Raw genomic sequence first — 25,830 nt, 5'->3', positions numbered from 1 at the left:
GGCCGTGGTGCCTCACATGAAGCTCATCGGGTCGATATCGACCTGAACGCGCAGATTGCCGGTGGCCTTTTCGGCCGAGCCCAGCCAGAACCGCACATAGCCCGAGAGATCGAAATCCTTGCCCGACTGTGCCAGTAGCCGTACGCGATGCCGCCCGCGCACCATGGCGATCGGAGCATCGGCCGGGCCGAACAGGCGCACGCCCTCGGCCATTGGTGCCGCAGACAGCAGCTTTTTGGCGTAGCCCATCGCCACGTCATGCTCGCTGGCCGAGACGATCAGCGCCGCCAGCCGTCCGAAGGGCGGCAAGCCGCCCGCTTCCCGTGCCGCCAGTTCATGGGCATAGAAGGCCTCGCGGTCGCCGCTGACCATGGCCTTCATCACCGCATGATCGGGATGATAGGTCTGGAGGAACGCTTTGCCGTTCTTTGAGGCGCGCCCGGCCCGGCCCGCCACCTGGGTCAGGATCTGGAAGGTCTTCTCGGCGGCACGTGGGTCGCCATGCGCCAGGCCGAGATCGGCATCGAGCACGCCCACCACCGTGAGCTTTTCGAAGTGATGCCCCTTGGACACCAGCTGGGTGCCGATGATCAGGTCATATTCACCCCGCTCGATTTCGGCGAGGCGCTGCTTGAGCTGGGCATTGCTGCCCATATCCGAGGACAGGATCACCCGCCGGGCATCGGGAAAGCGCGCCGCCGCCTCCTCGGCCACCCGCTCGATTCCCGGCCCCACCGCGATCAGCGCATCGGCGGCGCCACAGGCGCCGCAGACCGTCGGCGTGCGCACCTCGTGCCCGCAATGGTGGCACATCAAGACGCCGCGGAAGCGGTGCTCGACCATCCAGGCCGAGCAGTCCGGACACTGATACTGGTGACCGCAGGAACGGCACAGCGTCAGCGGGGCATAACCGCGCCGGTTGAGAAACAGCAGCGCCTGCTCGCCCCGGTCGAGCGCGGCAAAAATCTCGCGTGCCAGCAGCGGCGCTATCCATTCGCCCTTTGGCGGGCCGTCGATCCGCATGTCGATGGTGGTGATATTGGGCATGGCCGCTTCGGCATAGCGCGCGGTCAGCAGCACATGGGCATAGCGGCCGACATTGGCATTGTTGCGCGTCTCCACCGACGGCGTGGCCGACGACAGAATCACCCGTGCCTGGCTCAGATGCGCCCGCACCACCGCCATGTCGCGGGCATGATAGGTAATGCCGTCGGCCTGCTTATAGGCGCCGTCATGCTCCTCATCGAGCACCAGCATGCCCAGTTCGCGGAACGGCAGGAATAGCGCCGAGCGCGCCCCGACCACCGCCCTCACGGTGCCATCGAGCACACCGCGCCACACCTTGGCCCGCTGCACCGGCGTCATGTCCGAATGCCATTCGGCCGGCCGCGTGCCGAACCTCTTGGTGAAGCGGTCGATAAAGGTATTGGTCAGCGCGATTTCCGGCAGCAGGATCAGCGCCTGCCGGCCCGCCCGCAGCGTATCGGCCACCGCCTCGAAGAAGACTTCGGTCTTGCCGCCGCCCGTGACGCCATCGAGCAGCGCCACGCCGAACTGGTGCGGGTCCAGCGCCAGGATTTTGTCGAGCGCAAACTGCTGGCCTTCCGACAGCGTGGCGATCGCCGCCTCCGGATCGGGCTGCTCGACAATGGGAGGCGCGGGCATTTCTAGCCGCTCTACTGCCCCGGCCCGTTCCAGCCCGTCGACGACAGAAGCCGACACCCCGGCCGCGCCAATCAGCGCCGCCTTGGGCCAGGCCATGTCGTCCATCAGCACGTCGAGCACGCGCAGCCGCGCCGGCGTCAGCTTGTCGGGATCCCTTCCGGTGCGGCGAAACGCCACCACGGGCCTGGGCGGATCGAGCGCCTCGGTGGACCGCAGCACGGCCCGCAAGACCTGGCCGGGGGCGGCCAGCGTATAACGCGCCACCCAGTCGACCAGCTTGAGCAGTTCCTCGCTGAGCGGGGGCACATCATGGGCCACGGCAATATCGCGCAGCCGGTTATGCGCCACCATGTCCTTGGGCGGCCCCCAGACGACGCCGAGCACCAGCCGCGGCCCCAGCGGCACCGAGACGATCGAGCCGCGGCTGACCGCCATGCCGGCGGGCACGCGATAGCTATAGGGGCCCTCGACGGCGACCCCCACCATGACTGCAACGATGTCTGGACGATGTTCCATTTGTGCCCGTTCTGTTCGCATCCGAACATAGGGAGCGCAAGTGATTCTGCCAAAGCCGGCTGGCGGGGAAAAGGCGCCTAAAACGCGCCGCGCAGACCGGCGGTGATCTCGGCGCTGCGCAGTTCGGCGCCGCCCAGATCATCCCCGACGATGGTTCGGGCGCCGGTAATGGTGTTGAAATATTCCGACTTGCCGCGCATCACAAAGGTCTGGCTGTAGCGCCCGGCAATGGTGAATTCCGAGGTCGGGCCCAGCGCAAAGCCGATATCGGCGCCCAGCTCCAGTGTCGGGGCCGGACGAAAACTGTCTTCGACCCGCAGGTTCCGCATCCAGTGATCGTCATGGCTCTGCGCCAGCACGGTCAGCCCGCCGCGCAGCATGCCGCCAATCCGGACATTGTCGTAATGCTGGTCGCCGTCAAAGCCGACAAAGATCTCGGGCAATTGCTGGCGATAGCTGATCGCCGGCGCGCCATCGGCGAAATTGCCGGTACTGTTGCGGTAGCCGCCATTGCGGCTGTAGACGAACGAGCCGCCATAGGACGACCATTTGACGTCGGTGTACTTTATCCCCGCATGCAGCCGCACTACGGCATCGTCGACATCGGTGAGCGCATAGCCCACCGCCGCCGCGCCGGTGACATAATGGTTCAGCCGTGTATCGGGATGCTGCGAACGGTCGGTCCAGGCATCGAAATTATTGGTTTTGACCAGCCAGTCATAGTCTTCCATATAGCTCGAGCCGAAACCGGCCAGGCTCCCCTCGGCGCTGACCGACCAGCCGCCAGAGAGCTCGACGGTCATGGTGCCGCGCAGCACCGGCACCCGGCTCTGCCAGATCAGCCGGCTCAGCGTGGCGTCGCCATTGAAGACATATTCATTGCCTTCCAGATACATGGCGCCGACGCTGCCGGAAATCTGCACCGATCCGTCGGCACTGGCATGGCTATAGCTCTGTGCCATAGCCGTAGCCGTGCCCAGGGCCAGCAAGACGGCGAGCAGCGCCGCGGTAGCGCCATATCTTGGTTGTGTCATGTCGGCGCCCTTCTGCCGATGAAACACTGGCAGGGTTCAGTTAAGCATCCGTTTACCGACAAAGTCGAGACTGGCGCCATGGTCGACTCCGCCTTTGCCACCGATGACGTCATCCGCGCCCGCATCCATGCCTGGCAGCGCGAGCTCGGTGCCGTCCGGCGCCTGGCCGACAATACGCTTGAAGCCTATGGCCGCGATCTCGACCAGTTCCTGCAGTTTCTCGCCGGCCATACTGGCGGCCCGGTTTCCCTCAAGACGCTCAAGGACTTGCGCGGCGCCGATGTGCGCGCCTTCATGGCCCAGCGGCGCAGCGAAAGCCTCGGCTCGCGCTCGCTGGCCCGGGTGCTGTCGGCGCTCAAGAGCTTCTTCCGCTTTCTCGAGCGCGAGGGGGTGATGGCCACCGAGGCGCTCAATGTCATCCGCACCCCCAAACTGCCCAGATCCCTGCCCAAGGCGCTGACCGTCATCGAGGCCCGCGACACCATATCCACCACCAAGGAGATGGAAGACCGCCCCTGGGTGGCGGCGCGCGACATGGCGGTGCTCAGCCTATGCTATGGCGCCGGACTGCGCATTGCCGAAGCACTGAGCCTGACCCGGGCGGACCTTGAAAGCGCGGTTTTGCGGGTCACCGGCAAGGGCGGCAAGACGCGCATGGTGCCGCTGATCGCCCCGGTGCGTCGCGCCATCGACCTCTATCTCGAACTCTGTCCGTTCAAGTCCTGGCCCGAAGAACCGCTGTTCCGCGGGGTGCGGGGCGGGGTTCTGTCCCCGCGGCTGATCCAGCTGCGGGTGGCGCAATTGCGCGGCGCCTTGGGCCTGCCGCCTTCGGCGACGCCGCATGCCCTGCGCCATTCCTTTGCCACCCACCTTCTGGGCAAGGGCGGAGATTTGCGCGCCATCCAGGAACTGCTTGGCCATGCCAGCCTTTCCTCGACGCAGATCTATACCGCTGTCGACACCGACCGCCTGCTCGACAGCTATCGCAAGGCCCATCCGCGCGGCTGACACCGCATTCGATCTCTCGCCACCTTTTGTGCCGAACCGTTATCGTCCGGCGCGACTTGTCTCTGACATATTCGCCCCGATACGGTGCGGCCAATGACCGCCACCTCATCCATCGCTCCCGTCAATGACCCGCTGGGCTATGGCTTCGCCGTGGCCGGGGCGGTGCTGTTTTCCACCAAGGGCATTTTCATCAAGCTCGCCTATGGCCATGGCGTCTCCACCGAGATGCTGCTCAGCCTGCGCATGCTGGTGGCGCTGCCGGTCTATCTGGTCATTCTAGCGACGCTGCTGCGGCGCGGGGACAGTTTGCGCCGCCTGCTGACCCCCAAAGTGGTGCTGGCCAGCATGGCGGTAGGCATTCTGGGTTACTATCTGTCGAGCTATCTCGATTTTTTGGGCCTGGCCTTTGTCAGCGCCCAATATGAGCGGCTGGTGCTGTTCACCTATCCCTTCTTCGTGCTGCTGTTCGGCGTCTGGTTCTTTGGCGATGCCATGCTCTGGCGCGTCGTGCCGGCCATGCTGGTCTCCTATGCGGGCCTGCTGGTGATCTTTGGCTGGAACCTGGCGGTCAACCCCGATGGCCTGCTCGCTGGCACGCTGCTGGTGCTGGGCTCGGCCATTACCTTTGCCCTTTACCAGCACCTGGCCAAGCGGCAGATGCTGGTTATCGGGGCGGGCCTTTTCACCTGTATCGGCATGTCCACCGCCGCCGTCGTCGCCATTGCCCAGAACCTGGTGCTGGTGGGACCCGCCAGCTACCTGACCCTGACGCCAGCCATCTGGTCCTATGGCCTGGCGCTGGGCCTGCTGGGCACGGTGCTGCCAAGCTTTCTGATGAATATGGGCATGGCCCGCATCGGCGCCCGGGCCACCTCCTCCACCGCCGCCTTCGGCCCCATCGTCACCATTGTCATCGCCGTCTGGGTGCTGGGCGAGCCCTTTACGCTCTTTCATGCCCTGGGCACCGCCCTGGTGCTGGCCGGCTCGGTGCTGTTCACCCGCGCCGAGCGCATGGCGCAGCGACAGCTGCCCTGACCGAGCCGGCAGAAATTTTGCGCTGGGGCTGTCAGCTGCCTTAAAGCCGCTTTACTATGCCGCAACACACGGGGACGTTACCTTCGGGAGGGACAGACGATGAATGCCTTGCACACAATTCTGGCCGGCACTGCCCTGAGCCTGGCCCTGATGGCAGGCCCCGTGGCGCCCGCTCTGGCCCAGCAGGCGGCCCCGGATGCGCCGGCGACCGAGACCGCGCCCGCCGAACCGGCACCGGCGATTGATTTCGGCGATGACAGCAGCGACTGGGCCAATGATGGCGAGTGCGACGATCCCCGCTTTACCGGCACCGGTGCGGCCGAGGAACTGCTCGACGCCGACCGTGGCCATGACGCGACCGACTGCAGCGCCGCCTTTGCCGAGGGCACGGTGAGCCTTGCCGACCCCGAGGATGCGGATGTCGCGGCGACCCCGGCGCCCGAACCGGTCGCCGAGATCGACTTCGGCGATGACGCCAGCGAATGGGCCAATGACGGCGAATGCGACGATCCGCGCTTCACCGGGCCGGGATCAGCTGCAGAACTGCTCGATGCCGATATCCTGCACGACGCCACCGACTGCAGCACAGCCTTTGCCGATGGTCGCGTGAACCTCGTCGAGTCCGGCGACGTCCCTAAGACGGTGGTCGCGGCCGGCGCCACCAGCCGCATCGACTTTGGCGATGATAGCGGCGAATGGACCTATGATGGCGAATGCGACGACCCCGATTTTGCCGGCGCCGGCATGGCCGCCAAGCCGGGCCCAGAGAGCCGGCTGCGCGATGCCAGCGATTGCCGCGCCGCCTTCGATCTGGGCACCATCTGGCTGGGTTCGGCCAGCGCCCAGGGCACGCCCAGCTTTGACTATGGCAGCGATACCAGCCAGTGGGCCTATGACGGCGAATGCGATGATCCGCGCTTTACCGGCGCCGGCACTGACAAGAAGCTGCTCGATGACGACATGCTGGCCGATGCCAGCGACTGCCGGGCGCTCGAGGCCGAAGGCCAGGTCAGCATTCGCACGGTCTATAGCCCCGGCTATGCCGCCGGCGCGCCTTATGACAGCAGCGACATCGACTTTGGCGATGACAGCTCCGATTACGCCGGCGACGACGAATGCGACGACCCGCGCTTTGAAGGGCCGGGCGCCGCCGGCTACCAGCTCGACACCGATATCAGCCGCGACGCCGGCGACTGCCGCGCCGCCTATGAGGCGGGCACGGTGATGCTGCGCGAGGGCGAGGTCTAGCGAGCATAACCGGCAGGTCGATCGGATCCGGACAGAGGCAGGGGTGACCCTGCCTTTGCTGTTTCCGCTACCAGACCTCGAATTTGCCCGGCATGGCGATCTCGTCGCTGTCGCAGTCAAAATCCCCCGCCGCATCGGCGGCGGCGCGCGCCAGATCGTTGGCATCCTTGTTGGCCCGGGCATCGACATAGGCGATGTGGCAGCTATTGCCCTCGACCAGCTGGGTCACCACCAGCACTTGGCCGCTATCCTCGCCGGTATCGATATCGGCGGTGTGGTAGCGCACAATAGTAGCCACCGGCAGCCAGCGCCCTGATTGATTGCTCAGCCGCCATTCGAGCTTCTCGTCCAGCCGGTTGAACGGGCTCAAGGTCTGACCGCCCGGCTCGGCATCGATATTGAAGCCATAGACGACGGAAAAGCGCAGATCGCCCTCGCTGACATGGACCGGATAGCCCTTGTAGCCCGGACAGGCCCAGCTGACCCCGAAATCATCGGCCTCCAGCACCAGGCAATCGGTGTCCAGATTGAGGTCGGTATAGGCGCTGGTAAACCCGGCCTGCGCCAGCACCGGCGCACTCGCCAATCCCCATGCCAGGACCGGCAAGGCCAGCAGACTACCCATCTTGATCGCTATCGGCATGGCACGATACTCCGTAAAATCCATCGTCATGATCCAGATCAATGTGCCCCGAGCAAGGCCGTAGCAAACTTGGGTCATAGGAGACAATTCCATGTTCAACACTTTGCTGATTGCTACTGACGGCTCCGAACTGGGCAACAAGGCGCTGGCGGCCGGGCTGGACTTGGCCAAGCTGCATGGCGCCAAGATCACCATCATGACGGCAAGCGACCCGGTAAGCAGCGCCATCGGCGCCGGCGGCTTTGGCAGCATCGATGCCGGCCCCATCCTGATCCAGCTGGAAGAGCGCTATGCCGAGGAGGCCCAGACCATCCTGGCCGCCGCCGCCGCCAAGGCCCTCGAGGCCGGCATCACCGCCCAGACGTTGCATGTGCCCCAGCACCGCCCGGCCGATGCCATCGTGCAGACCGCGACCGAACTGGGTTGCGATACTATCATCATGGGCTCGCATGGCCGACGGGGATTCCAGCGACTGCTGCTCGGCAGCCAGGCCGCCGAAGTGCTGGCCCGGGCCAGCGTAGCGGTGCTGATCGTCAAATAGGCATGGCTGCCGCAGCGCTATTGGACTTGCCTTCGCGGGCCGTTTTGGGCAGAACCTGCCCCATCCGGCCCTCCACCGAACGGCATGAAACCAAATGAACATCGACGCCATTCCTACCGGCAAGAACCCGCCCGACGACCTCAATGTCATCATCGAAGTCCCCATGGGCGGCGAGCCGATCAAATACGAGATCGACAAGGCCAGCGGCGCGCTGTTCGTTGATCGCTTCCTCTATACGCCGATGCGCTATCCGGGCAATTACGGCTTCGTGCCGCATACCCTGTGCGGCGACGGCGATCCGCTCGACGTCATCGTGATGAATTCGCGGCCCCTGGTGCCCGGCGCCGTGGTGCGATGCCGGCCGATCGGCGTGCTGTTCATGGAAGACGATGGCGGCCAGGACGAAAAGATCCTTGCCGTGCCCGTCTCCAAGCTCACCCGCATGTATGACGCCATCAAGGATATCGGCGACATGCAGGAAATCCAGGTCGAGCGGGTCAAGCACTTCTTCACCCATTACAAGGATCTCGAGCCCGGCAAATGGGCCAAGATCAGCCATGTCGGCGGCTATGAGGATGCCAAGAAGGTCATCCTCGACTCCATCGCCGCCCACGCCGCGGCCTGATCGAATGACCAAGGGGGCGCCATGCGCCCCTTTTCCTTTTCGGGAGCTGCCATGACCGGCCGCATCGTCATTCTCAACGGCGCACCGCGTTCTGGAAAGTCGTCCATCGCCGCCGCCATGCAGCAGACGCTGCCCGGAAGCTGGATCAATCTGGGCGTCGACGCGCAGAACCGCACCCTGCCCCAAAGCCTGTTGCCCGGCATTGGCCTGCGGCCCGGCGGCGAGCGCCCCGACCTCGAGCCGGTTGTGCAGCAGCTCTATGCCGCGCTCTACCAGTCCATCGCCGCCCATGCCCGCGCCGGCTTTGACGTCGTGGTCGATATCGGCCACCACGATGCCTATTCCCGCCCGCTCGGCATCCTGCCCGAATGCGCCGCCATTCTGGTCGGGCTCGACGTGCTGTTTGTCGGCGTGCACTGCCCGCTCGAGATCATCATGGCGCGGCGCAATGCCGATCCAGACAGTCTGTATGTAAAAGGCGAGGGCGTGCCGGCGCCGGTGCAGCGCTGGCAGGACGAAGTGCATGTGCCGGGCCTCTATGACCTCAAACTCGACACCGGCACGCTGACGCCGACCGAAGCAGTAGCGGCCATTGGCGAGGCCCTGGCATCGCCGCCCCGGATCCGCGCCTTCACCACCCTGGCGACGCCAGCCCTGCATTCGTGATTTGCTGCCCCGCCGGCCGGCGCGCACAGTCCGGGCAAACGGGGAGCGTGACATGAGACGGTTGGGCAGCATTGTCAGCCTGGTGCTGATCCTTCTGGGCGCAGTATGGATGCTGCAGGGCGCCAATCTGCTGGGCGGCAGCTTCATGTCCGGGCAGAGCCAGTGGCTCTATATCGGCCTGGTCGTGGCCCTCCTCGGCGCGGCGCTGTTCTATTGGCTGCGCCGCTCGCGCCCCTAGCCCCGCAGCCCATAGGTCGAGACCACATTGCCCTTTTCCGTGTGCTGGCTGCCCAGCAGGGTCAGCCGCGTCACCGGATCGCCCTTTTCGAATAGCGGCCGCCCGCTTCCTGCCACCACCGGATGGGTGATCAGCGTCAATTCGTCGAGCAGGCCGGCAAACAGCAGCTGCCGTACCAGCGAAATCCCGCCCATGGCCGAGATTTCCCCGCCCGGGCCGGCCTTGAGCGTCCGCACGAAATCGAGCATATCGCCCTCGATCAGCCTGGCATTGTTCCACTCCAGCGGCCCGCTCAGCGTGTCGGAAGCCACGAATTTGGGCACGCCATTGATAAAATCGGCAAAGTCGCCATCGGCCGTGGCCTGGGGCCAGTAGCCGGCCCATTCCTGGTAGCCGACCCGGCCCATCAGCACCGTATCGACGCGGCCCATGATGGCGCCCAGCATGCCGCCCAGATCGGCATCGAAACTGTCGAACTGGAACTGGTTGGGCGCCTCCACCACCCCGTCAAGGGCATGGAACAGACCTGCAGTAACCTTGCGCATCAAGCTTTCTCCCCACCAGAGGGCCGCCCCTTGGCGGGCCCTTGCCAACAAGACGATGCGGCACCGGCCATTTCGACCGGCGGCGCGATTTTTCTGGCCCCTCAGCCGCGTGGCGGCGTCTCGGCCCGCAAGGCCGCCACCTCGGCCCGCAGGGCGCGCAGTTCGGCGAGGATATGCACGGTATCGTCATGCAGCGCCTGCCGGTCGGCCGTGGCGGTGGCCTCGGTCTCTTCCTGCATGGCCGAGACGATGACGCCGATGAAGAGGTTGAGCACCGCATAGGTGGAGAGCAGGATGAAGGGCACGAAGAACAGCCAGGCCAAAGGAAAGGCCTCCATCACCGGCCGGACAATGCCCATGGACCAGCTTTCGAGCGTCATCACCTGGAACAGCGTATAGAGCGAGGCGCCCAGGCTGCCGAACCAGTCGGGAAACTGCGCCCCGAAGAGGTTTGTCGCCATCACTGCCGCCACATAGAACAGCATGCCCATCAGCATGACGATCGAGCTCATGCCCGGCAGCGCGGCGACCAGGCCGCCCACCACCCGGCGCAAGGCCGGCAGGGTCGACACCAGCCGCAGCGCCCGCAGGATGCGCAGGGCGCGCAGCACCTGGAACGGCCCGCTGGCCGGCACCAGGGCGATGGCGACGACGAAGAAATCGAACAGGCTCCAGGGATCGCGGAAGAAGGCGGGCCCGAAGGCATAGAGCCGCAGCGCGATCTCGACCACGAAGATGGCCAGGATCAAGGTATCGAGTGCGTGCAGCAGCGGCCCGAAGCGGGCGACGAGGCCGGCATCGGTTTCGAGCCCCAGGATCAGTGAATTGAGCAGGATGACGGCCACGATGGCCTGCTCCCAACGGCGGGAGCCGAGCAGTTGAACAAGCGCCTGACGCATGGCGGGATATCTCCGGAATTTCAGCATGAGGCAAAGGCCAGGGCACGGGACAAGTCAAGAGGGATGGCGACCGCGCAAGCGTCATCGCCGCCTGGGTCGCGGTTGTCACAGCAGAGCGGACCCCGAGGCCGCTTTCGCCTCTGGTAAGTTAAAATAGTGAGACGATAGCCGCCTCGGGGTGCCGGTTTTTGGAACTGTTCGGCGGCACGGGATCGCTCGTCCTCGCACGGCCGTCTCGGAACCTGTGGGAGAGGCAAAACCCCCACCCGGCTCACCCCACCACTGTTCGCCTGCAGGCCGCCGCGTGGGGTGATGGGGGGATTATGCGCGCGGTTTTGGCGGCGGGGATAAGCGGGATAACGGGGTGATCACTGCAATGCCAAATCTAGGCGGTCGTCACCCTCGGGCTTGACCCGAGGGGGCTGCACTTGCCCGGCGCCCCCGTCAGTACAGAGCCCTCGGATCAAGCCCGAGGGTGACGCGCGGTGGGTGGGGTTGGCACCAAGGCTACCACACGCGCGCTGTCATCCCGGCGCAGGCCGGGATCCATCCCGAGATGGCGCCACAGCCGCCAGGTCCAGATCATAATCACGCTGCGCCGCTTCGATATCGGCGCGGTTGGCGCCGGCCCAGCCGGCCAGCAGCGAGAGCGGGCCAGTCAGAGAGCGCCCGAGCGGGGTCAGTTCATACTCGACACCGGGGGGAATGGTGGGAAATACCGTGCGGCTGACCATGCCGTCGCGCTGTAGTCCGCGCAGGGTCAGCGTCAGCATGCGATGGGAAATGCCCGGAATGGCCCGCATGATCGCATTGAACCGCATGGGGCCGCCCGAAAGATGGCCGACCACCATGACGGTCCACTTGTCGCCGATCCGGGCGATCACCTGCCCCAGTGCAAGGCATTCGCTGCGTGGCGTGACGCCGGTGGCATCGGCGGGTTCGGTGCTCATGGAGGGCTCCCTTTGGTCGGCAACGTACATCGCTGATCGTTACGCAGCTTTTCATGCGTTCTTGCGGCAGGTTTTAGTCACCAGCATATACCAACGCACAAACAGTGCGTTGCCAATCTGGCACGCCAATGGAAATTGGAGCCGTCATGAGCCTAGACCTCGCCCAGCGCCTGCAGCGCCTTGAAGACCGCCACACCATCAGCGAGCGCGTCATCACCTATGCCACCAGCATCGACGCCGGCGACTGGGCCGGATTTGGTGCCTGTTTTACCGACAGTGTGCATGTTGATTTTTCCGCCGCCGGCATGCCGGCCCAGGACTTTGACCGCACCGACTTCGTCGCCTTCGCCAGCGCTGGCCTCAGCGGCTTCAAGGCGCGTCAGCATCTGAGCCCCAACCATGTCATCACCTTTGACCCTGTCGATCCCGACCGGGCCACCTGCACGTCGTACATGTACGCCCAGCACTATCAGCCGGGCGCGGCCAGCGGGCCGGTCTTTGTCATGCATGGCAGCTATATCAATGCCCTGCGCCGCACGACGGCCGGCTGGCAGATCGAGGCCCTGACGCAACTGGTGAGCTGGATGGACGGCGCCCCCGAACCCATGACCGCTGCGGCACACTGACCGTCCACCATATATTAGCGAGAAGGCCCAGGATCACTCCCGGGCCTTCTTCAGTTCAGTCCAGACGACGTCTGGTCAGCCCCAATGCGCCAGCACCGCGATCAGCAACAGGGCCACGATATTGGTGATCTTGATCATCGGATTGACGGCGGGGCCCGCCGTGTCCTTGTAGGGGTCGCCGACGGTGTCGCCGGTGACCGAGGCCTTGTGGGCGTCGCTGCCCTTGTGGTGGGTGACGCCGTGGCTGTCGGTAAAGCCGTCCTCGAAGCTCTTTTTGGCATTGTCCCAGGCGCCGCCGCCGGCGGTCATGGAAATGGCGACGAAGAGCCCGGTGACGATGACGCCCATCAGCATGGCGCCCAGGGCCGAAAAGCCCGCCGCCGCGCCGGCGATCCAGTAGATCACGAAGAACACCACGATGGGGCTGAGCACCGGCAGCAATGACGGCACGATCATTTCCTTGATCGCCGCCTGGGTCAGCATGTCGACGGCCCGCGCATAATCGGGCTTGGACGTGCCGGCCATGATGCCCGGATCAGCCTTGAACTGGCGGCGCACTTCCACCACCACCGATTGGGCGGCGCGACCCACCGCCGTCATGCTCATGCCCGAGAAGAGGAAGGGCAGCAGGCCACCAAACAGCAGACCCACCACCACATAGGGATCGGCCAGCGAGAAGGTGAGCGTGCCCATGCCGGCAAAGATCGCCGGCGCATCGGGCAGGTTGGCAAAGTAGATCAGGTCCTGCGTATAGGCGGCAAACAGGACGAGGGCGCCCAGGCCCGCCGAGCCGATGGCATAGCCCTTGGTGACGGCCTTGGTCGTATTGCCCACCGCGTCGAGCGCATCGGTATTGTGCCGCACTTCCTTGTCGAGCCCGGCCATTTCGGCGATGCCACCGGCATTGTCGGTAACCGGCCCGAAGGCATCGAGCGCGACCACCATGCCGGCCAGCGCCAGCATGGTTGCCACGGCAAAGGCAATGCCGAAGAGACCGGCCAGATTATAGGTGACGATGATGCCGGCAATGATCACCAAAGCCGGCAGGGCGGTCGACTCCAGCGAGACGGCGAGGCCCTGGATGACATTGGTGCCATGGCCGGTGACCGAGGCCTCGGCGATGGAATTGACCGGGCGCCGATTGGTGCCGGTATAATATTCGGTGATGACGATGATGAGCCCGGTAATGACCAGGCCCGCCACGCCGCACCAGAACAGGCTCATTGGGGTAAAGGTCTTGTCAGTGGCAGCAATGGCGACGTTGAGGTCGCCAAAAACCATCCACAGCACCGGCAGCAGGGCCACCAGCGAAAAGACGCCGGTAGCGATAATGCCCTTGTAGAGCGCGCCCATGATATTGTTGGAGGCGCCCAGCTTGACGAAATAGGTGCCGATAATGGACGTCACGACGCAGGCGCCGCCGATGGCCAGCGGCAGCACCATGCCGGCCAGCTTGAACGCATCGGGCAGGATGATGGCGGCCAGCACCATGGTGGCCACCAGGGTCACCACATAGGTTTCGAAGAGATCTGCCGCCATGCCGGCGCAGTCGCCGACATTGTCGCCCACATTGTCGGCAATGGTGGCCGGGTTGCGCGGATCATCCTCGGGAATGCCCGCCTCGACCTTGCCCACCATGTCGCCGCCGACATCGGCGCCCTTGGTGAAAATGCCCCCGCCCAGCCGGGCGAAGATGGAAATCAGCGAGGCACCGAACGACAGGGCGACCAGCGCATCGATGACCACCCGGTCATTGAAGGCAAAGCCCAAAAACTGCGTCAGCACGATGAAGTAAAGCGTGACACCCAGGAGCCCGAGCCCCGCCACCAGCATGCCGGTGACCGCGCCCGACTTGAAGGCCAGGTCCAGCCCCTTGGCGAGCGAGCCGATGGCCGCCTGCGCCACCCGCACATTGGCGCGCACCGACACATTCATGCCGATGAAACCGGCCGCGCCTGATAGCACCGCGCCGAGCAGGAAGCCCACCGCCGCATAGATGCCCAGCAGAAACCAGGCCGCGATCAGGATGACAACGCCCACGATGGCGATGGTGGTATATTGCCGCTTGAGATAGGCCGAGGCGCCTTCGCGCACGGCGGCCGAGATTTCCTGCATGCGGGCCGAGCCGGCATCGGCAGCGAGCAATTGTCGTGTGGTGATGACGCCATAGATGATGGCCAGAGCGCCGCAGATGACGATCAGCCAGAGTGCCAAAGTCATAGAATAGTCCCTCTCGATTTCCTCCAGGGACTCCATGCCAGGCCGAGCGGGTCCTCCAACCCGGATCGGCCAGCCCTCCTAAGAGCCCCCTCCGCCGTCGAGATTAGCCGGATTGTCTGCTTAAGCAATGGATATTGCGGTGAATTGTCGCGGGCTGGGGAGATGTGAGCGTCCTGGCGAAGACCCCCACCTAACCTCCCCCTGAGCAACCGTGTTTGCGGTCAAGCTGTGTTGGTGTGCCAGGGGGTGTTGTTGGCAAGGACGGCATTGGCTGTCGTGATGAGTTTGCGCATGGCGGCGACGATGGCGAGCTTTCCCGGTTTGCCCTGGGCGCGCAGCCTTTTGTAGAAGTCGCGGATGGGCGGGTTAGCACGGATGGCCGACAGGGTGGCCATATAGAGAGCGCAGCGCACCGAGAGGCGTCCGCCGGCGATATGGGCCTGGCCGCGCATCTCACCACTATCGCGGTTGAAGGGGGCGACTCCGGCCAAGGCGGCCGCCTGCTTGTTGCCGATGCCGCCCAGCTCGGGCATTTCGGCCAGCAGCACGGCGGCCGTAGTCTGGCCGATGCCGGGGATGGTGGTGAGTAGTTCGGCCCGGCGCCGTAGCGTCGCATCGCTATCGATCTGGCGGGTAATGGCCCGATCCATCTCGCCGATCTGGCTGCTCAAGAAGCCTATATGAGCATCGATGCTGGCTTGCGCCAGCGCAGCTTCAGGGTGCTCGCGACGCTGCTTTTCCATGGCCAGCATATCCACCATCTGGCGGCGCCGGCGCACCAGATCGGCCATTTCCACGGCATTTGGATCGTAGAGGGGGTCGGGATCTGGGTGCATCAGGTGAGCGAAGCGCAGGATCGCCGCGGCGTCAATCGCATCGGTCTTGGCCAGCAGCCCGTCGGCCCGAGCCAGATCGCGCACCCGGCGCGGGTTAATCGTGCTCAGCGCGATGCCATGCTGGCTGAGCGAGCGGGCCATCAGCCGCGTATAGCTGCCGGTGGCCTCACAGACCAGATGGGGCCGGGTCAGGCTGGAGATCTTTTGCACCAACCGAGCCATGCCAGCCGGATTATTGGACACGCGCAACCTGCTCGAGCCGGTGATGGCCAGATCCAGGTGCTTCTTGGAGACGTCGACACCAACATAGTCTGGGGAAAAAATCATGATCGCTCTGCCTTGTATGCGGGCATGTCGCCCAACCAACCGTTCGAGACAGTCAAGATGGGCCGGACGCGTCTGCTCAGGGGCGAGCTTGCTGGCTCTTGGGGGACACACGCTATCCAGCCCGGGAGCCCGGTAAACCCAAAGCTCCCAGGCCGATCATCGCCAATCACGGCCTCCAAGCAAACATACAAGGGGGAGGGACCGCGCAGTGGATCGGGCGAGATCGTCCGGCACCCCCGATCAATCCCTCCCCCTTCAGGGGGAGGTTAGGTGGGGGCTGTCCTCATCAACGCCGCCACGAGCGCCGGCCCGTCCCCCGTCACCGCCAGCGTCTTGAGCCGGGCGGTATCGCCGCTGGTGACGGTAATGGCCGATTTCGGCACGCCCAGCGCCTTGGCGAGGAGAACAATCACGGCCGCCGTCGCCTTGCCCTTGTCGGGCACGGCCTTCACCCGCACCCGCAGCACGGCGCTGCCATCGTCGCGCTGCTCGACGCCCTCGATGGCATCGCGCCCGGCATTGGGGGTGACCCGAACAAAAAGGCTCAGCCCCTGGGGGCCGAGCCGGTAGCAGTCTGCCATCTGTCGCGCCCCTCAGGGCACGTAGGCATAGCCATAGCGCAGGATCAGCTGCTGGATGAAGAAGATGCCCAGGAACAGGATGATCGGGGAAATATCGAGGCCGGAAAAATTCGGCATGACCCGGCGGATCGGGTTGAGCAGCGGCTCGGTCAGCTGGTTGACCACCCGCCAGACGCTCTCGACGAACTGATTGCGCGTGTTGATCACGTTGAACGAGATCAGCCAGCTCATGATGATCATGATCAGCAGCACCCACCAGTACAACTGGAGGATCACCATGATCACATCGAGTACGGCCTTCATTGCAGTCTCCCTGTTTTCGCTGCCTTATTTAGGCGCAAGCGCCCCGCCCGACAAGAGCGGCGCCCCTAAAGCATGAAGACCCCGTTCTGGTCGCACAGAACGGGGCCTCAATGACTGACATCCGGTACGCAGTACAAGATCCGGATAGGCGCTCTCTTGCACATTCCGTGCCAGATCGCTGCACCAGCAAATCTAGGGCACAGGTATTAAAGTGCTGTAAACAATCGCGTTTTGCGTCACATCCCGCGTCGCAGAATGCGAGCGGGCTCGCATATTGCGACGCCCGCTATGCCAGGCCCTCGCGCGGGCTGACGCCCAGCATCAGGTTGAGGTTCTGCACCGCCGCGCCCGAGGCGCCCTTGCCCAGATTGTCATAGACCGCCACCAGCACGGCCTGCGCCCGCGCGTCATTGGCAAAGACATGCAGCCGCATCGTATTGGTATTGTTGTAGATCTGCGGGTCGAGTTCGGGCGTCTTGGCCAGTGCCGCATAGGGCGCCACGCTGACAAAGCTGTCGGGGATGGCGGCAAAATGGTCGGCAATGGCGGCATGCAGTTCCTCGCCGCGCGGCACCACGCCCAGATGGCCCAGCTGCAGCGGCACGAAGGTCACCATGCCCTGGGCATAGTCGCCCACCGAAGGCACGAAGAGCGGCGCTTGGGCGAGTTTTGTATAGGCGGTCATTTCGGGCACATGCTTGTGCTCGAAGGTCAGCCCATAGGGCATGAAATGGCTGGCGCTTGCGCCGGCCGCCTCATATTCGGCAATCATCGCCTTGCCGCCGCCGGTATAGCCGGAAATGGCATTGACGCTGACCGGATAGGCGGCGGGCAGCAGCCCGGCCTGGATGAGCGGCCGCAAAGTGGCAATCGGCCCCTGCGGATAGCAGCCCGGATTGGAAACGAAGCGCGCCTTGGCGATGACAGCAGATTGGCCCTTGTCCATTTCGGCAAAGCCATAGGCCCAGTCGGGATGGACGCGAAAGGCCGAGGAGGCGTCGATCACCCGCGTGGTGCCATTGTCGATCAGCGCCACGCTCTCCTTGGCGGCATCATCGGGCAGGCAGAGGATGGCGATATCGGCCGCATTGAGCAGCCGCGCGCGCTCATTGATATCCTTGCGCTTGTCCGCATCGATCGAGATCACCTCGAGATCGCGCCGCCCGGCCAGCCGCTCGCGGATCTGCAGACCCGTGGTTCCGGCTTCCCCGTCGATGAAAATCCTGGCGACCATTGGCGTTCTCCCGTTTGGGCAGCGTAAATGGACCGCGATCATGTCGGGGTCAAGACTGCGGGTCCTTTCTTCGCTCTCCCGATCCGGGTCGCTCCGGCTTGCCGATCTGCCCCGCCGATGGCATTGCTTTGGCAACCGGACACCAGCAAGGACAAAAAGATGACCCCTCACAACCATGCCAAAGCCGGCGATTATGCCGAAGTGGTGCTGCTGCCCGGCGACCCGCTGCGCGCCAAGTGGATTGCCGAAACGTTTTTCGACGAGGCGCGCCTGGTCAATTCGGTGCGCAATTGCCTGGGCTATACCGGCACCTATAAGGGCAAGCCCGTCTCGGTGCAGGCCAGCGGCATGGGCCAGCCGTCGCTCTCGATCTATGTGCATGAGCTGATCAACACTTACGGCGTCAAGACGCTGATCCGGGTGGGCACCTGCGGCGGGCTCAATGCCAAGGTCAAGGTACGCGACCTGGTGCTGGCCCAGGCCGCCACCACCGACAGTTCTATTGTGAAGGGCCGCTTTGGCGCCTTCAACTTCGCCCCCATCGCCGATTTCGGCCTGCTGCGCTCGGCCGCCGAAAAGGCCGAGGCAGCCGGCATGACCTATCACGCCGGCAATATGCTGAGCTCGGACATATTCTACCACGCCAATGGCATGGCCGGTTACGACACCCTGCCCCAGCACGGCGTCATCGGCGTCGAAATGGAAGCGGCCGCGCTCTATACCCTGGCCGCCCGCTTCGACGTCCGGGCGCTCGCCATCTGCACCATGACCGATTGCCTGATCACCGGCGCCGAAATCGACGCCGAGGAACGCCAGAGCTCGCTCAAGGAAATGGTGACCCTGGCGCTGGAAGTGGCGATCAAGGGATAGCGGCCGTAGACCTCATCCTGAACCTGTCGAAGGACGAGGTCGTGGCAGGATCGGCGTGACCGACCGCGTGGTTCGACAGGCTCACCATGAGGCCTCATGCGTCCTGCCCTCCCCTCACCGCTTCGTCATTAACCCTGCCCGCTTCTGCCACCATCTCGCCGCCATCGCTGTGTTAACCTCGCCTTAATCTCCCGGGGACGCGCACATGCAGCTCAAGCCGAATGCCTATCGCCTCAACGAAACCGTCAAGGGCGTCGAGACGATGACGCGCTTTGCCCTGGCGGTGCTGGCGCTGGCCTCGGGCGTCTATACCTATCTGGGCGTGCGCGGCCTGCTCGATGGCTCGGCCAGCTTTGTCTTCTTTGCCGCCATCATCTATTCGGCCGCGGTCTCGGTCGCCATTTACGCCTTCTGGAGCTTCATGCTGCGCTTCGTGCCGCTGGTGACCTCGGGCGTGCAGCGCGTCGGGCTCTTTGTCACCATGGCCATTGGCTGCGTCATGATCATGGCCATGAGCTCCTGGCTCAATGCCGCCGCTTTGGCCGGTTCGGCAGCCACCGAGCAGCATATGGCGGTGACGCTGCAGGGCTATGCCGAGGATCTGGACCAAGCCCATTCCAATGCCCTGGCCGCCCAGAGCCTGCTGCCCGACGTGCAGCGCGCCGCCGAACGCTTTGCCGGCCTCGCCGCCGACGAGCGCGAATCCGGCGCCCTGACCGGCACCACCGGCTCGGGCAGCGTGGTACAATTGCTCACCCAGATGGGCACGCAGATGAACCAGCTGGCCGCCACCATTACCGGCAGCCGCGACGAGGTAGCGCTGCAGTTCGAACAGGGCTCGGCGCGCCTGGCCACCATGCGCGAACTGGTCTCCACGCCCGGCGCGGTCGAGCCGCGCGCCGACAGCTTCCAGACCGAGGCTGTCCAGCTTTCGGCCATCATTGCCGCCCTGCAGCAGACCGGCGTAGCCGCCTCGGTCAAGCGCGCCTCGGCCGATCTCAGCGCCGGCTTCATCGCCCCGGTGGCCGATGGCGGCTCGGCCGATCTGGCCAATCGGCAGGACCAGGTGATGGAAACCGTGCGGGCTTCCGTGGCCGCCCAGTCGGCTGCCCTGAGCACCGCGGCCGACGAAATTCTCGCCACCCCGGCGGTGGAACAGCGCCGCTTCGTGCCGCTGTCCAGCGCCGAGGCGGTGCTGCGCTACTGGCAGGATTTCATTCCGAGCTGGGCCGGCGCCATTTCCATCGATCTGCTGCCGGTCGTGCTGGTCCTGGTGCTGATGATCGTCAATGACGCCATGCGCCAAGAATCGGAATCGTTGGAAGCGGCCGAAAACATCACCGCCGCCGAAATGCTGCGCGCCATGGCTTTATTCCGCCAGATGGAGGCCGCCGGCATTGACGTGGCCAGCGGCCAGCCCCGGCCTCTCGTGGTGCCCGAACCACAGCCCACGGCAGAGCCAGCCCCGGCGCAACCCGCTGAAACCGCCGCTACCGCAACCGAAACGCCGGCCAGCGAGGCCGTCGTCACCCCCATCGACGCGGCGCAGCGCACCCGCGCGCGCGGCGACGGGCCGCGCCCGGCATGACCAGCCCGGCCAATGCCCGCGCCGGCGCCGCCCGGGGCTCTCTCTACCGGCGGCTGATCGACAGAATTGCCGCCGTGGATGACGGCAATATCCTGCGGGTGGCCTTTTTCGCGCTGCTGGCCGGCACGGCATCGGTGCTGTTTGTCGATTATCGCGAACTGACCGAACTGGCCGCAGCCAGCCCGGCGCTGCCCATGCCATTGCAGCCCATCCTGCCGCCCGCAACGACGGGCCCGGAACCCAGCGCCCGGCCCGACATCACCACCGCGCCCGACCTGCTGCAGCAGCCGCTGGATATCGCCCTGGGCAGCGCCGGCCAGCTGACCCTGACCGGCACGATCGACCCGGGCGCGGCCGAGCGCTTTGCCAACGAGATCGACGCCCGCGGCGAATATGTGCGCAGCGTCGTGCTCGATTCCCCCGGCGGCTCGGTGCGTGATGCCCTCGCCATCGGCGATCTGGTCCATGAGCGGGACCTCGCCACCGAGGTAAGGGCCGGCGCCCTCTGCGCCTCGTCCTGCCCGCTGATCTTTGCTGCCGGCACCACGCGGCTGGCCAGCCCCGACGCCGCCATCGGCGTGCACCAGATCTATGCCGCGGCGCTGGCCGGCAGCGCAGAGGACAAGGCCCGGGTCGCGGGCATGGCCATGAGCGACGCCCAGACCATTACCGGCACCATCATTGCCAGCCTCACGCGCAGCGGCGTCGATCCGGCGCTCTGGCTGCATGCACTGGAAACCCCGCCCGAACAGCTCTACTATTTCTCGCGTGACGAGATGGTGAGTCTCAAGCTCGTCACGGACTTCCTGCAGAAGTGATGCGTTGCGGACGGAACGGGTGGAGGACCTGCGCCGTTAGCCTGAACCCATGGCTCTTTGAGGAGGGAGACCATCATGACCGACAGCAAATCCAGCACTGACAAGACCTTGATCCGCCACCGCGACATCCAGAACTGGGTGGCCGACCGGCATGGCGTGCCGGCCATCGCCCGGATTCGCAATCGCTTCGGCGAGGAGCGGGCCCAGCTCAAGCTGCGCTTTGCCCGGGCCGACAAGCCCGTTGCGCCGGGCGCACAAGACGACCTCAGCCCCTGCTCCTGGACGGCCTGGCTGGCCGAACTCGATCGCCAGCAGCTGGCGCTGCGCATCGGCCCCGATACGGACGGTTTTGAACTGGTCGAACGCAGCCAGGCCAACTAGCGCGGCAGCGTGCCTTCTGTTTCCACCGGCAGGTCTGGCGAATCCGGTCCACTGGCCACGCAGACCCGGTCGCGACCGGTACGCTTGGCCTGATAGAGGGCGGCATCGGCGCGGTGCATCAGCTCGAACAGGCCCTCGCCGCTGCGCATCTGCGCCACGCCCAGACTGACGCTCAGCCGCTGGCCGGGCGTCAGCGCGCCGCTGAGCGCGGAAAATTCCTGCCTGATGCCGTGTCCCAACGCCTGCGCGCTGACCAGCGTGGAGGCCGGCACCAGCACAGCAAATTCCTCGCCGCCCAGCCGCCCCAGCACCGAACGATGATCCACCGCGGTCTTGAACACCTTGGCGAAGGCGGCAATCACCCGGTCGCCCACGGCGTGACCATGGTTGTCATTGATCGATTTGAAGTGATCGAGATCGGCGACCAGCAGCGTCATCGGCAGGCCGATGCGATGCGCCCGCACCAGCATTTTTTCGGCCCGCCCCTCAAAGCCACGCCGGTTGAGCAGCCCCGAGAGCGTGTCGGTTTCCGAGCGTGTCGTCATCTCGTCCATACTGGCCCGCACCAGCAGCAGCAGCAGCAGCAGGCCATGGGCCACCAGCAGGACAGCGCCGCTGGCCTGCGAGATCGCCGCATAGGTGGTGGTGACGTAATCCTGCTCGGTGGCGCCTGGCCCCAGCACCGATGACAGCACCGCCTTGCCAAGGAACTGCATGGCGCCGATCGTATAGAGCGAGAGCAGCAGCAGATCGAGCGCGCCGCGCCGCGCCGGCGGCGCCGCCAGCATCACCACCACGGCAATCACCTGCATGGCCGCATAGGGCCCCTGATAGAGCAGTGCCCGCACCAGGGATGGGCGCGGCATGTCCAGGATCGCCACATTGATCAAGATCGAAACCAGCACCAGGCCCAGCAGCACGCGCCAGGGCGGCGGTACATTATAGTGCCAGGCCAGGCCAATCACCATCAGCCCCTCGGCCAGCAGGAAGGCCGTGAACACGGCGACGCTGCGCACCGGCATCGGACCGTGCAGCGGCAGGATGAATTCGAGCACTGCATAGAGCGCGCCCATGCCATAGGCGGCCGACAGCCAGCGGGCGCTGATGGCGGCGCGCGTCGTCACCGCCACCACGGCAAAGGCCGTGGCAAAGATGCCGGCAACGCAGACATTGATCGCCAAGATGAAAAACGCTGCGCTCATGTCCAGCCTGTCCCCCAACCTTGCGCACGCTAGGCCGCAACCGCCAAGGAGAGCTTAACGCTATGCCCGATTCTGCCCGAAATCGACGGTTTTGCAGCTATTTCACCAGCGTGGCGCCACGTCGAAGGCCTCGGCCACCAGCTTGTAGGAGCGGCGGCGCTGCGCATAGGAGTGGATGGTGGTGGTGATCATCACCTCGTCGGCTGCACTGGCCTCGGCCTTTTCGGCGATCACGTCGCGCACCGTCTCGGGCGAACCGACGATCCACAGGCTCGACTGATGGTCGATCACCGCCTGCTGCTGCGGGGTCAGCACGCGGGCATGCGCCTCTTCCGGGCTCATCAGCTTGCGCTGCTCGCCCGAGGTGAACAGCGCCCAGCTGACGGCCTGCGAGCGCGAGAGATACTGCGCCTCCTCGTCGGTCGGCGCACAGACCACTGAAACGCACAGCATGGTCTGCGGCCTGGGGAAGGCATCACTGGGTACGAAGGCCCGCCGATAGGCGTCAAAGGCCGGGGCGGCTGGGGTATGGCTGAAATGGGCGGCAAAGGCATAGCCGATGCCCAGCTGGCCGGCGGCCTGGGCACTGTTGCCCGATGAGCCGAGCAGCCATTTGGGTGGCAGGGCAATGCCGCCCGGCGAGACCGGCACGCGCGAGAATGGATGCTCGGGCGGAAAGCTGTCCTCGTCAAACGCCATCAGCTCGGCCAGGTAACTGGAAAATTCCTCGCCGCCGCCACTGCGCAGGGCCCGCATGGCATAGCCGTCGCCCCCCGGCGCCCGGCCCAGCCCCAGATCGATGCGGCCCGGATGCAGCGCCTCGAGCGTGCGATAGGCCTCGGCAATATGCAGCGGCGCGTGGTTGAGAAGCATGACGCCGCCCGAGCCGACGCGGATGGATTTGGTATGCGCCGCGGCGCTGGCGATCAGGATCTCGGGCACCGACGAGGCGATCGAGGGCATGCCGTGATGCTCGGCATACCACAGCCGCGTATAGCCCAGCTGGTCGGCCGCCTGGGCCAGGGCAATGGTTTCGCCCAGGGCCTCGGCGGTGCTGGAGCCTTCGGCAATGGGGGCGAGATCCTGCAGCGACAGGGCGAATGGAGCAGTCATGGCGTCAATCCTTTACAGCAATCGCGCCCTTCTATCGTCAAATTACGATGAAAGCGAGGCCTGTCGCGTGGCGCGACGGTCACTTCGCGCCTGAATGTGCCACCCTGCGTTGACTCATTGCCCGCTTTGCGGCTTCTACTGGAGCGCCACTAGAGGAATCGCCGTGTCGAAACTGCTTACCGCCGCTTTTGCCATCGCAGTATCGGCCCTGCTCGCCCTGCCGGCCCAGGCCCAGAGCCTGCTGACGCCGAGCCCCTTTGCCGAGGTCGTCGACGAAATCCGCGTGGGCCTGCACGCCCATGACGTCAGCTATATCCTGTTTCCGCCGCCCTGGGAGTACAAGCTCAACCAGATCGAGGACATCAGCTTTGACGTCCTGTTCAAGTCGCCCGACCTCGAGGCCTTCCGCTGGATCGGCTCGCCGCGGCCCGATCTGGGCGTCACCCTCAATACCGATGGCCAGGACAGCCTGCTGCATCTGAGCCTGACCTGGCAGCTGCCCATTTTTGACACCCCGCTCTATCTCGAAGGCGCCTTTGGCGGCGCGGTGCACAATGGCTATCTGACCGGCTCGCCCGACGACACGCGCCACGCCAATTTCGGCTGCCGCCTGAACTTCTACGAGCGCTACGGCGTCGGCGCCCATGTCAGCGAGAACGTCACCGCCACCCTGACCTATGAGCACACCTCCAATAATGGCTGGTGCGAGAAGAACCAGGGCCTGTCCAATGTCGGCCTGCGGCTCGGCTGGAAGTTTTAGGCAACAATCGGCGCTAGGCGACCTGTCCGGCTGCCCAGCCCGAGGCCCAGGCCCACTGGAAATTGTAGCCGCCTAGCCAGCCGGTGACATCGACCACTTCGCCGACGAAATAGAGCCCCGGGACATCCCGGGCGCCCATGGTCTTGGCATCGAGATCGCGCGTATCCACGCCCCCCAGCGTCACTTCGGCGGTGCGATAGCCTTCCGAGCCGACCGGCTTGAGCGTCCACTCCTTGAGCACGGCCTCGACCAGAGCCAGCTTCTTGTCGGAAAAATCCCCGATCATCCCGCTCATGTCGAGCTCTTCGCCCAGCAGCTGCGCCAGCTTGCGTGGCAGAAAGCCCGCCAGCACCGTCTGCACCTGCAGCTTGGGCGTGGCGCTGCGGGCGGCGCGCAGCTTTTCGCCGGCATCCTGATGCGGCAACAGATCGACCGCAATGGCGTCGCCCTCGCGCCAATAGGAGGAAATCTGCAGGATGGCCGGGCCGGACAGGCCGCGATGGGTGAACAGCAGCGCCTCCTCGAACGCCGTCTTGCCGTGGCTGACAATGGCATCGGTAGCGATGCCCGAGAGCTCCTTGAGCTTGTCCAGCGCCCCGGTCTCAAAGGTCAGCGGCACCAGGGCGGGCCGCGTCTCGGTCAGCCGCAGGCCGAACTGGGTGGCCAGCTGATAGCCCAGGCCCGAAGCCCCCATCTTGGGAATGGATTTGCCGCCGGTAGCCACCACGAGAGCTTCGCAGGTGATCGAACTGGTGCTCAGCTGCAGGGAAAAACCGTCGCTGCCGCGGTCCACGGCCTCGACTGAGGTTTCGAGCACCATGGTGACGCCGGCCTTGCGCATTTCATTGAGCAGCATGGAATTGATCTGCGTCGCCGGCCCGTCGCAGAACAGCTGGCCCAGGGTCTTTTCATGAAACTGGATGCCGTGATCCCGGACCATGGCGATGAACATGTCGGGCGTGTAGCGGCTGAGCGCCGAGAGGGCAAAGCGCGGATTGGCGCTGAGAAAGCGATCACGGCCCTTGTCGATGGTGGCGTTCACATTGGTGAAGTTGCAGCGCCCGCCGCCCGAAATGCGGATCTTCTCGCCGGCATATTTGGCGTGATCGACCACCAGCACCGAGCGGCCGCGCCGGCCCGCCTCGATGGCGGCCATCATGCCGGCAGCGCCGGCGCCAAGGATGACGACATCATAATGGGGCATGGGGAGATCCTGTCAGCTGCGAAGCCCGGTCTATTGCAAGCGGGCAGTTCTGCCAAGCCGCCGTGGCCAGAGCGGCCTGAGCCGCGCAGCGGCCAATGCAGCCCGGCAGCGCAGCGACCAATGCAGCATTGACTAAATCCTATAGTGGCGTATG

The 25,830-nt window shown here is 65.1% G+C and carries 27 protein-coding genes; 13 read left to right on the top strand and 14 right to left on the bottom strand.

The genetic code is table 11. From position 1 onward, the window contains the following. Positions 1–12: 12 nt before the first annotated feature. Positions 13–2,181 carry a primosomal protein N' gene (locus GDR53_RS09675; RefSeq protein ID WP_193337845.1) on the bottom strand — a complete coding sequence of 723 codons (2,169 nt, stop codon included), beginning with the start codon at positions 2,179–2,181 and terminating at the stop codon, positions 13–15. Between the two features lie 77 nt (positions 2,182–2,258). Next, positions 2,259–3,215 carry an omptin family outer membrane protease gene (locus tag GDR53_RS09670; protein WP_193337844.1) on the bottom strand — a complete coding sequence of 319 codons (957 nt, stop codon included), beginning with the start codon at positions 3,213–3,215 and terminating at the stop codon, positions 2,259–2,261. A gap of 78 nt (positions 3,216–3,293) precedes the next feature. Between GDR53_RS09670 and GDR53_RS09665 the strand changes: the two genes are divergently transcribed. The 3 genes from GDR53_RS09665 to GDR53_RS09655 all read left to right on the top strand — a co-directional run bounded on the left by GDR53_RS09665 (position 3,294) and on the right by GDR53_RS09655 (position 6,506). Next, positions 3,294–4,223, top strand: coding sequence for a tyrosine recombinase XerC (locus GDR53_RS09665; protein ID WP_193337843.1), 930 nt, complete (start codon positions 3,294–3,296; stop codon positions 4,221–4,223). 93 nt (positions 4,224–4,316) lie between these two features. After that, entirely contained in the window at positions 4,317–5,258 is a 942-nt protein-coding gene (locus GDR53_RS09660; RefSeq protein WP_193337842.1) for a DMT family transporter, read from the top strand. A 99-nt stretch (positions 5,259–5,357) separates the two neighbouring features. Beyond that, positions 5,358–6,506, top strand: a complete 1,149-nt coding sequence (locus GDR53_RS09655) for a hypothetical protein (protein ID WP_193337841.1) — start codon at positions 5,358–5,360, stop codon at positions 6,504–6,506. A 67-nt stretch (positions 6,507–6,573) separates the two neighbouring features. On the opposite strand, the gene GDR53_RS09650 is transcribed toward GDR53_RS09655, so the two are convergent. Next, on the bottom strand, positions 6,574–7,149 hold the full coding sequence (locus tag GDR53_RS09650; RefSeq protein ID WP_210321415.1) for a hypothetical protein: 576 nt from the start codon (positions 7,147–7,149) through the stop codon (positions 6,574–6,576). A gap of 91 nt (positions 7,150–7,240) precedes the next feature. On the opposite strand from GDR53_RS09650, the gene GDR53_RS09645 reads away from it, so the two are divergent. The 4 genes from GDR53_RS09645 (at position 7,241) to GDR53_RS09630 (ending at position 9,219) form a co-directional block, all read left to right on the top strand. Then, positions 7,241–7,690 (top strand): universal stress protein, encoded by a 450-nt coding sequence (locus tag GDR53_RS09645; protein WP_193337840.1) that lies wholly within the window; start codon positions 7,241–7,243, stop codon positions 7,688–7,690. Positions 7,691–7,784: 94 nt separating this feature from the next. Then, on the top strand, positions 7,785–8,315 hold the full coding sequence (ppa, locus tag GDR53_RS09640) for an inorganic diphosphatase (RefSeq protein WP_193337839.1): 531 nt from the start codon (positions 7,785–7,787) through the stop codon (positions 8,313–8,315). A gap of 51 nt (positions 8,316–8,366) precedes the next feature. After that, positions 8,367–8,981: a chloramphenicol phosphotransferase CPT family protein gene (locus GDR53_RS09635; RefSeq protein WP_193337838.1), complete on the top strand. Its 615-nt coding sequence runs from the start codon at positions 8,367–8,369 to the stop codon at positions 8,979–8,981. A gap of 52 nt (positions 8,982–9,033) precedes the next feature. Beyond that, entirely contained in the window at positions 9,034–9,219 is a 186-nt protein-coding gene (locus tag GDR53_RS09630) for a hypothetical protein (RefSeq protein WP_193337837.1), read from the top strand. Here GDR53_RS09630 and GDR53_RS09625 read toward each other — a convergent pair. The 3 genes from GDR53_RS09625 to GDR53_RS09615 all read right to left on the bottom strand — a co-directional run bounded on the left by GDR53_RS09625 (position 9,216) and on the right by GDR53_RS09615 (position 11,613). Continuing rightward, a complete protein-coding gene (locus tag GDR53_RS09625; RefSeq protein ID WP_193337836.1) occupies positions 9,216–9,764 on the bottom strand; it encodes a dihydrofolate reductase family protein in 549 nt (182 codons plus the stop codon). The genes GDR53_RS09630 and GDR53_RS09625 overlap by 4 nt on opposite strands. A 101-nt stretch (positions 9,765–9,865) precedes the next feature. Next, a complete protein-coding gene (locus tag GDR53_RS09620) occupies positions 9,866–10,663 on the bottom strand; it encodes an ion transporter (RefSeq protein WP_193337835.1) in 798 nt (265 codons plus the stop codon). Between the two features lie 524 nt (positions 10,664–11,187). Further along, positions 11,188–11,613 (bottom strand): winged helix-turn-helix transcriptional regulator, encoded by a 426-nt coding sequence (locus GDR53_RS09615; protein WP_193337834.1) that lies wholly within the window; start codon positions 11,611–11,613, stop codon positions 11,188–11,190. Between the two features lie 146 nt (positions 11,614–11,759). Between GDR53_RS09615 and GDR53_RS09610 the strand changes: the two genes are divergently transcribed. Further along, positions 11,760–12,239, top strand: a complete 480-nt coding sequence (locus GDR53_RS09610) for a nuclear transport factor 2 family protein (RefSeq protein ID WP_193337833.1) — start codon at positions 11,760–11,762, stop codon at positions 12,237–12,239. 75 nt (positions 12,240–12,314) lie between these two features. Here GDR53_RS09610 and GDR53_RS09605 read toward each other — a convergent pair whose 3' ends face one another. The 5 genes from GDR53_RS09605 to argC all read right to left on the bottom strand — a co-directional run bounded on the left by GDR53_RS09605 (position 12,315) and on the right by argC (position 17,740). Further along, positions 12,315–14,459, bottom strand: a complete 2,145-nt coding sequence (locus GDR53_RS09605) for a sodium-translocating pyrophosphatase (protein ID WP_193337832.1) — start codon at positions 14,457–14,459, stop codon at positions 12,315–12,317. A gap of 221 nt (positions 14,460–14,680) precedes the next feature. Continuing rightward, on the bottom strand, positions 14,681–15,622 hold the full coding sequence (locus tag GDR53_RS09600; protein ID WP_193336481.1) for an IS110 family RNA-guided transposase: 942 nt from the start codon (positions 15,620–15,622) through the stop codon (positions 14,681–14,683). A gap of 266 nt (positions 15,623–15,888) precedes the next feature. Further along, complete coding sequence (locus GDR53_RS09595) at positions 15,889–16,203, bottom strand: DUF167 family protein (RefSeq protein WP_193337831.1); 315 nt, start codon at positions 16,201–16,203, stop codon at positions 15,889–15,891. A 12-nt stretch (positions 16,204–16,215) separates the two neighbouring features. Continuing rightward, positions 16,216–16,506, bottom strand: a complete 291-nt coding sequence (locus GDR53_RS09590; protein ID WP_193337830.1) for a YggT family protein — start codon at positions 16,504–16,506, stop codon at positions 16,216–16,218. 286 nt (positions 16,507–16,792) lie between these two features. Beyond that, positions 16,793–17,740: an N-acetyl-gamma-glutamyl-phosphate reductase gene (gene argC, locus GDR53_RS09585; protein WP_193337829.1), complete on the bottom strand. Its 948-nt coding sequence runs from the start codon at positions 17,738–17,740 to the stop codon at positions 16,793–16,795. A gap of 159 nt (positions 17,741–17,899) precedes the next feature. Here argC and deoD point away from each other — a divergent pair, with 159 nt between their 5' ends. The 4 genes from deoD (at position 17,900) to GDR53_RS09565 (ending at position 21,397) form a co-directional block, all read left to right on the top strand. Further along, on the top strand, positions 17,900–18,610 hold the full coding sequence (gene deoD, locus GDR53_RS09580) for a purine-nucleoside phosphorylase (RefSeq protein ID WP_193337828.1): 711 nt from the start codon (positions 17,900–17,902) through the stop codon (positions 18,608–18,610). 205 nt (positions 18,611–18,815) lie between these two features. Then, the gene (locus GDR53_RS09575) at positions 18,816–20,198 is read left to right on the top strand and encodes a hypothetical protein (RefSeq protein ID WP_193337827.1); all 1,383 of its coding nucleotides are present in this window, start codon (positions 18,816–18,818) and stop codon (positions 20,196–20,198) included. Then, positions 20,195–21,016, top strand: coding sequence for a COG3904 family protein (locus GDR53_RS09570; protein ID WP_193337826.1), 822 nt, complete (start codon positions 20,195–20,197; stop codon positions 21,014–21,016). The genes GDR53_RS09575 and GDR53_RS09570 overlap by 4 nt, the downstream gene beginning before the upstream one ends. 75 nt (positions 21,017–21,091) lie before the next feature. Continuing rightward, positions 21,092–21,397, top strand: a complete 306-nt coding sequence (locus GDR53_RS09565; RefSeq protein ID WP_193337825.1) for a hypothetical protein — start codon at positions 21,092–21,094, stop codon at positions 21,395–21,397. On the opposite strand, the gene GDR53_RS09560 is transcribed toward GDR53_RS09565, so the two are convergent. Continuing rightward, positions 21,394–22,599: a GGDEF domain-containing protein gene (locus GDR53_RS09560; RefSeq protein ID WP_193337824.1), complete on the bottom strand. Its 1,206-nt coding sequence runs from the start codon at positions 22,597–22,599 to the stop codon at positions 21,394–21,396. The two genes, GDR53_RS09565 and GDR53_RS09560, sit on opposite strands and share 4 nt — an antisense overlap. A gap of 102 nt (positions 22,600–22,701) precedes the next feature. After that, positions 22,702–23,712, bottom strand: coding sequence for an LLM class flavin-dependent oxidoreductase (locus GDR53_RS09555; RefSeq protein WP_193337823.1), 1,011 nt, complete (start codon positions 23,710–23,712; stop codon positions 22,702–22,704). Between the two features lie 163 nt (positions 23,713–23,875). Between GDR53_RS09555 and GDR53_RS09550 the strand changes: the two genes are divergently transcribed. Further along, positions 23,876–24,472: an acyloxyacyl hydrolase gene (locus GDR53_RS09550; protein WP_193337822.1), complete on the top strand. Its 597-nt coding sequence runs from the start codon at positions 23,876–23,878 to the stop codon at positions 24,470–24,472. A gap of 13 nt (positions 24,473–24,485) precedes the next feature. Here GDR53_RS09550 and GDR53_RS09545 read toward each other — a convergent pair whose 3' ends face one another. Continuing rightward, complete coding sequence (locus tag GDR53_RS09545; RefSeq protein ID WP_193337821.1) at positions 24,486–25,676, bottom strand: BaiN/RdsA family NAD(P)/FAD-dependent oxidoreductase; 1,191 nt, start codon at positions 25,674–25,676, stop codon at positions 24,486–24,488. Positions 25,677–25,830: the final 154 nt, after the last annotated feature.

Source organism: Devosia beringensis, from assembly GCF_014926585.1.
In the GTDB taxonomy this organism is placed as follows: domain Bacteria; phylum Pseudomonadota; class Alphaproteobacteria; order Rhizobiales; family Devosiaceae; genus Devosia; species Devosia beringensis.
The sequence above is the reverse complement of the archived record's forward strand: the minus strand, read 5'-3'. Positions and strand labels throughout refer to the sequence as shown.

Excerpts from the sequence above, each read along its gene's own strand:
- GDR53_RS09560 (WP_193337824.1), bottom strand. The coding sequence starts at position 22,599 with ATGAGCGCAGCGTTTTTCATCTTGGCGATCAATGTCTGCGTTGCCGGC.
- ppa (WP_193337839.1), top strand. The coding sequence starts at position 7,785 with ATGAACATCGACGCCATTCCTACCGGCAAGAACCCGCCCGACGACCTC.
- GDR53_RS09625 (WP_193337836.1), bottom strand. The coding sequence starts at position 9,764 with ATGCGCAAGGTTACTGCAGGTCTGTTCCATGCCCTTGACGGGGTGGTG.
- GDR53_RS09600 (WP_193336481.1), bottom strand. The coding sequence starts at position 15,622 with ATGATTTTTTCCCCAGACTATGTTGGTGTCGACGTCTCCAAGAAGCAC.
- GDR53_RS09555 (WP_193337823.1), bottom strand. The coding sequence starts at position 23,712 with ATGACTGCTCCATTCGCCCTGTCGCTGCAGGATCTCGCCCCCATTGCC.
- GDR53_RS09590 (WP_193337830.1), bottom strand. The coding sequence starts at position 16,506 with ATGAAGGCCGTACTCGATGTGATCATGGTGATCCTCCAGTTGTACTGG.
- GDR53_RS09545 (WP_193337821.1), bottom strand. The coding sequence starts at position 25,676 with ATGCCCCATTATGATGTCGTCATCCTTGGCGCCGGCGCTGCCGGCATG.
- GDR53_RS09575 (WP_193337827.1), top strand. The coding sequence starts at position 18,816 with ATGCAGCTCAAGCCGAATGCCTATCGCCTCAACGAAACCGTCAAGGGC.
- GDR53_RS09620 (WP_193337835.1), bottom strand. The coding sequence starts at position 10,663 with ATGCGTCAGGCGCTTGTTCAACTGCTCGGCTCCCGCCGTTGGGAGCAG.
- GDR53_RS09615 (WP_193337834.1), bottom strand. The coding sequence starts at position 11,613 with ATGAGCACCGAACCCGCCGATGCCACCGGCGTCACGCCACGCAGCGAA.
- GDR53_RS09605 (WP_193337832.1), bottom strand. The coding sequence starts at position 14,459 with ATGACTTTGGCACTCTGGCTGATCGTCATCTGCGGCGCTCTGGCCATC.
- GDR53_RS09665 (WP_193337843.1), top strand. The coding sequence starts at position 3,294 with ATGGTCGACTCCGCCTTTGCCACCGATGACGTCATCCGCGCCCGCATC.
- GDR53_RS09655 (WP_193337841.1), top strand. The coding sequence starts at position 5,358 with ATGAATGCCTTGCACACAATTCTGGCCGGCACTGCCCTGAGCCTGGCC.
- GDR53_RS09635 (WP_193337838.1), top strand. The coding sequence starts at position 8,367 with ATGACCGGCCGCATCGTCATTCTCAACGGCGCACCGCGTTCTGGAAAG.
- GDR53_RS09595 (WP_193337831.1), bottom strand. The coding sequence starts at position 16,203 with ATGGCAGACTGCTACCGGCTCGGCCCCCAGGGGCTGAGCCTTTTTGTT.
- GDR53_RS09675 (WP_193337845.1), bottom strand. The coding sequence starts at position 2,181 with ATGGAACATCGTCCAGACATCGTTGCAGTCATGGTGGGGGTCGCCGTC.
- GDR53_RS09570 (WP_193337826.1), top strand. The coding sequence starts at position 20,195 with ATGACCAGCCCGGCCAATGCCCGCGCCGGCGCCGCCCGGGGCTCTCTC.
- deoD (WP_193337828.1), top strand. The coding sequence starts at position 17,900 with ATGACCCCTCACAACCATGCCAAAGCCGGCGATTATGCCGAAGTGGTG.
- GDR53_RS09660 (WP_193337842.1), top strand. The coding sequence starts at position 4,317 with ATGACCGCCACCTCATCCATCGCTCCCGTCAATGACCCGCTGGGCTAT.
- GDR53_RS09670 (WP_193337844.1), bottom strand. The coding sequence starts at position 3,215 with ATGACACAACCAAGATATGGCGCTACCGCGGCGCTGCTCGCCGTCTTG.
- GDR53_RS09565 (WP_193337825.1), top strand. The coding sequence starts at position 21,092 with ATGACCGACAGCAAATCCAGCACTGACAAGACCTTGATCCGCCACCGC.
- GDR53_RS09645 (WP_193337840.1), top strand. The coding sequence starts at position 7,241 with ATGTTCAACACTTTGCTGATTGCTACTGACGGCTCCGAACTGGGCAAC.
- GDR53_RS09610 (WP_193337833.1), top strand. The coding sequence starts at position 11,760 with ATGAGCCTAGACCTCGCCCAGCGCCTGCAGCGCCTTGAAGACCGCCAC.
- argC (WP_193337829.1), bottom strand. The coding sequence starts at position 17,740 with ATGGTCGCCAGGATTTTCATCGACGGGGAAGCCGGAACCACGGGTCTG.
- GDR53_RS09630 (WP_193337837.1), top strand. The coding sequence starts at position 9,034 with ATGAGACGGTTGGGCAGCATTGTCAGCCTGGTGCTGATCCTTCTGGGC.
- GDR53_RS09650 (WP_210321415.1), bottom strand. The coding sequence starts at position 7,149 with ATGCCGATAGCGATCAAGATGGGTAGTCTGCTGGCCTTGCCGGTCCTG.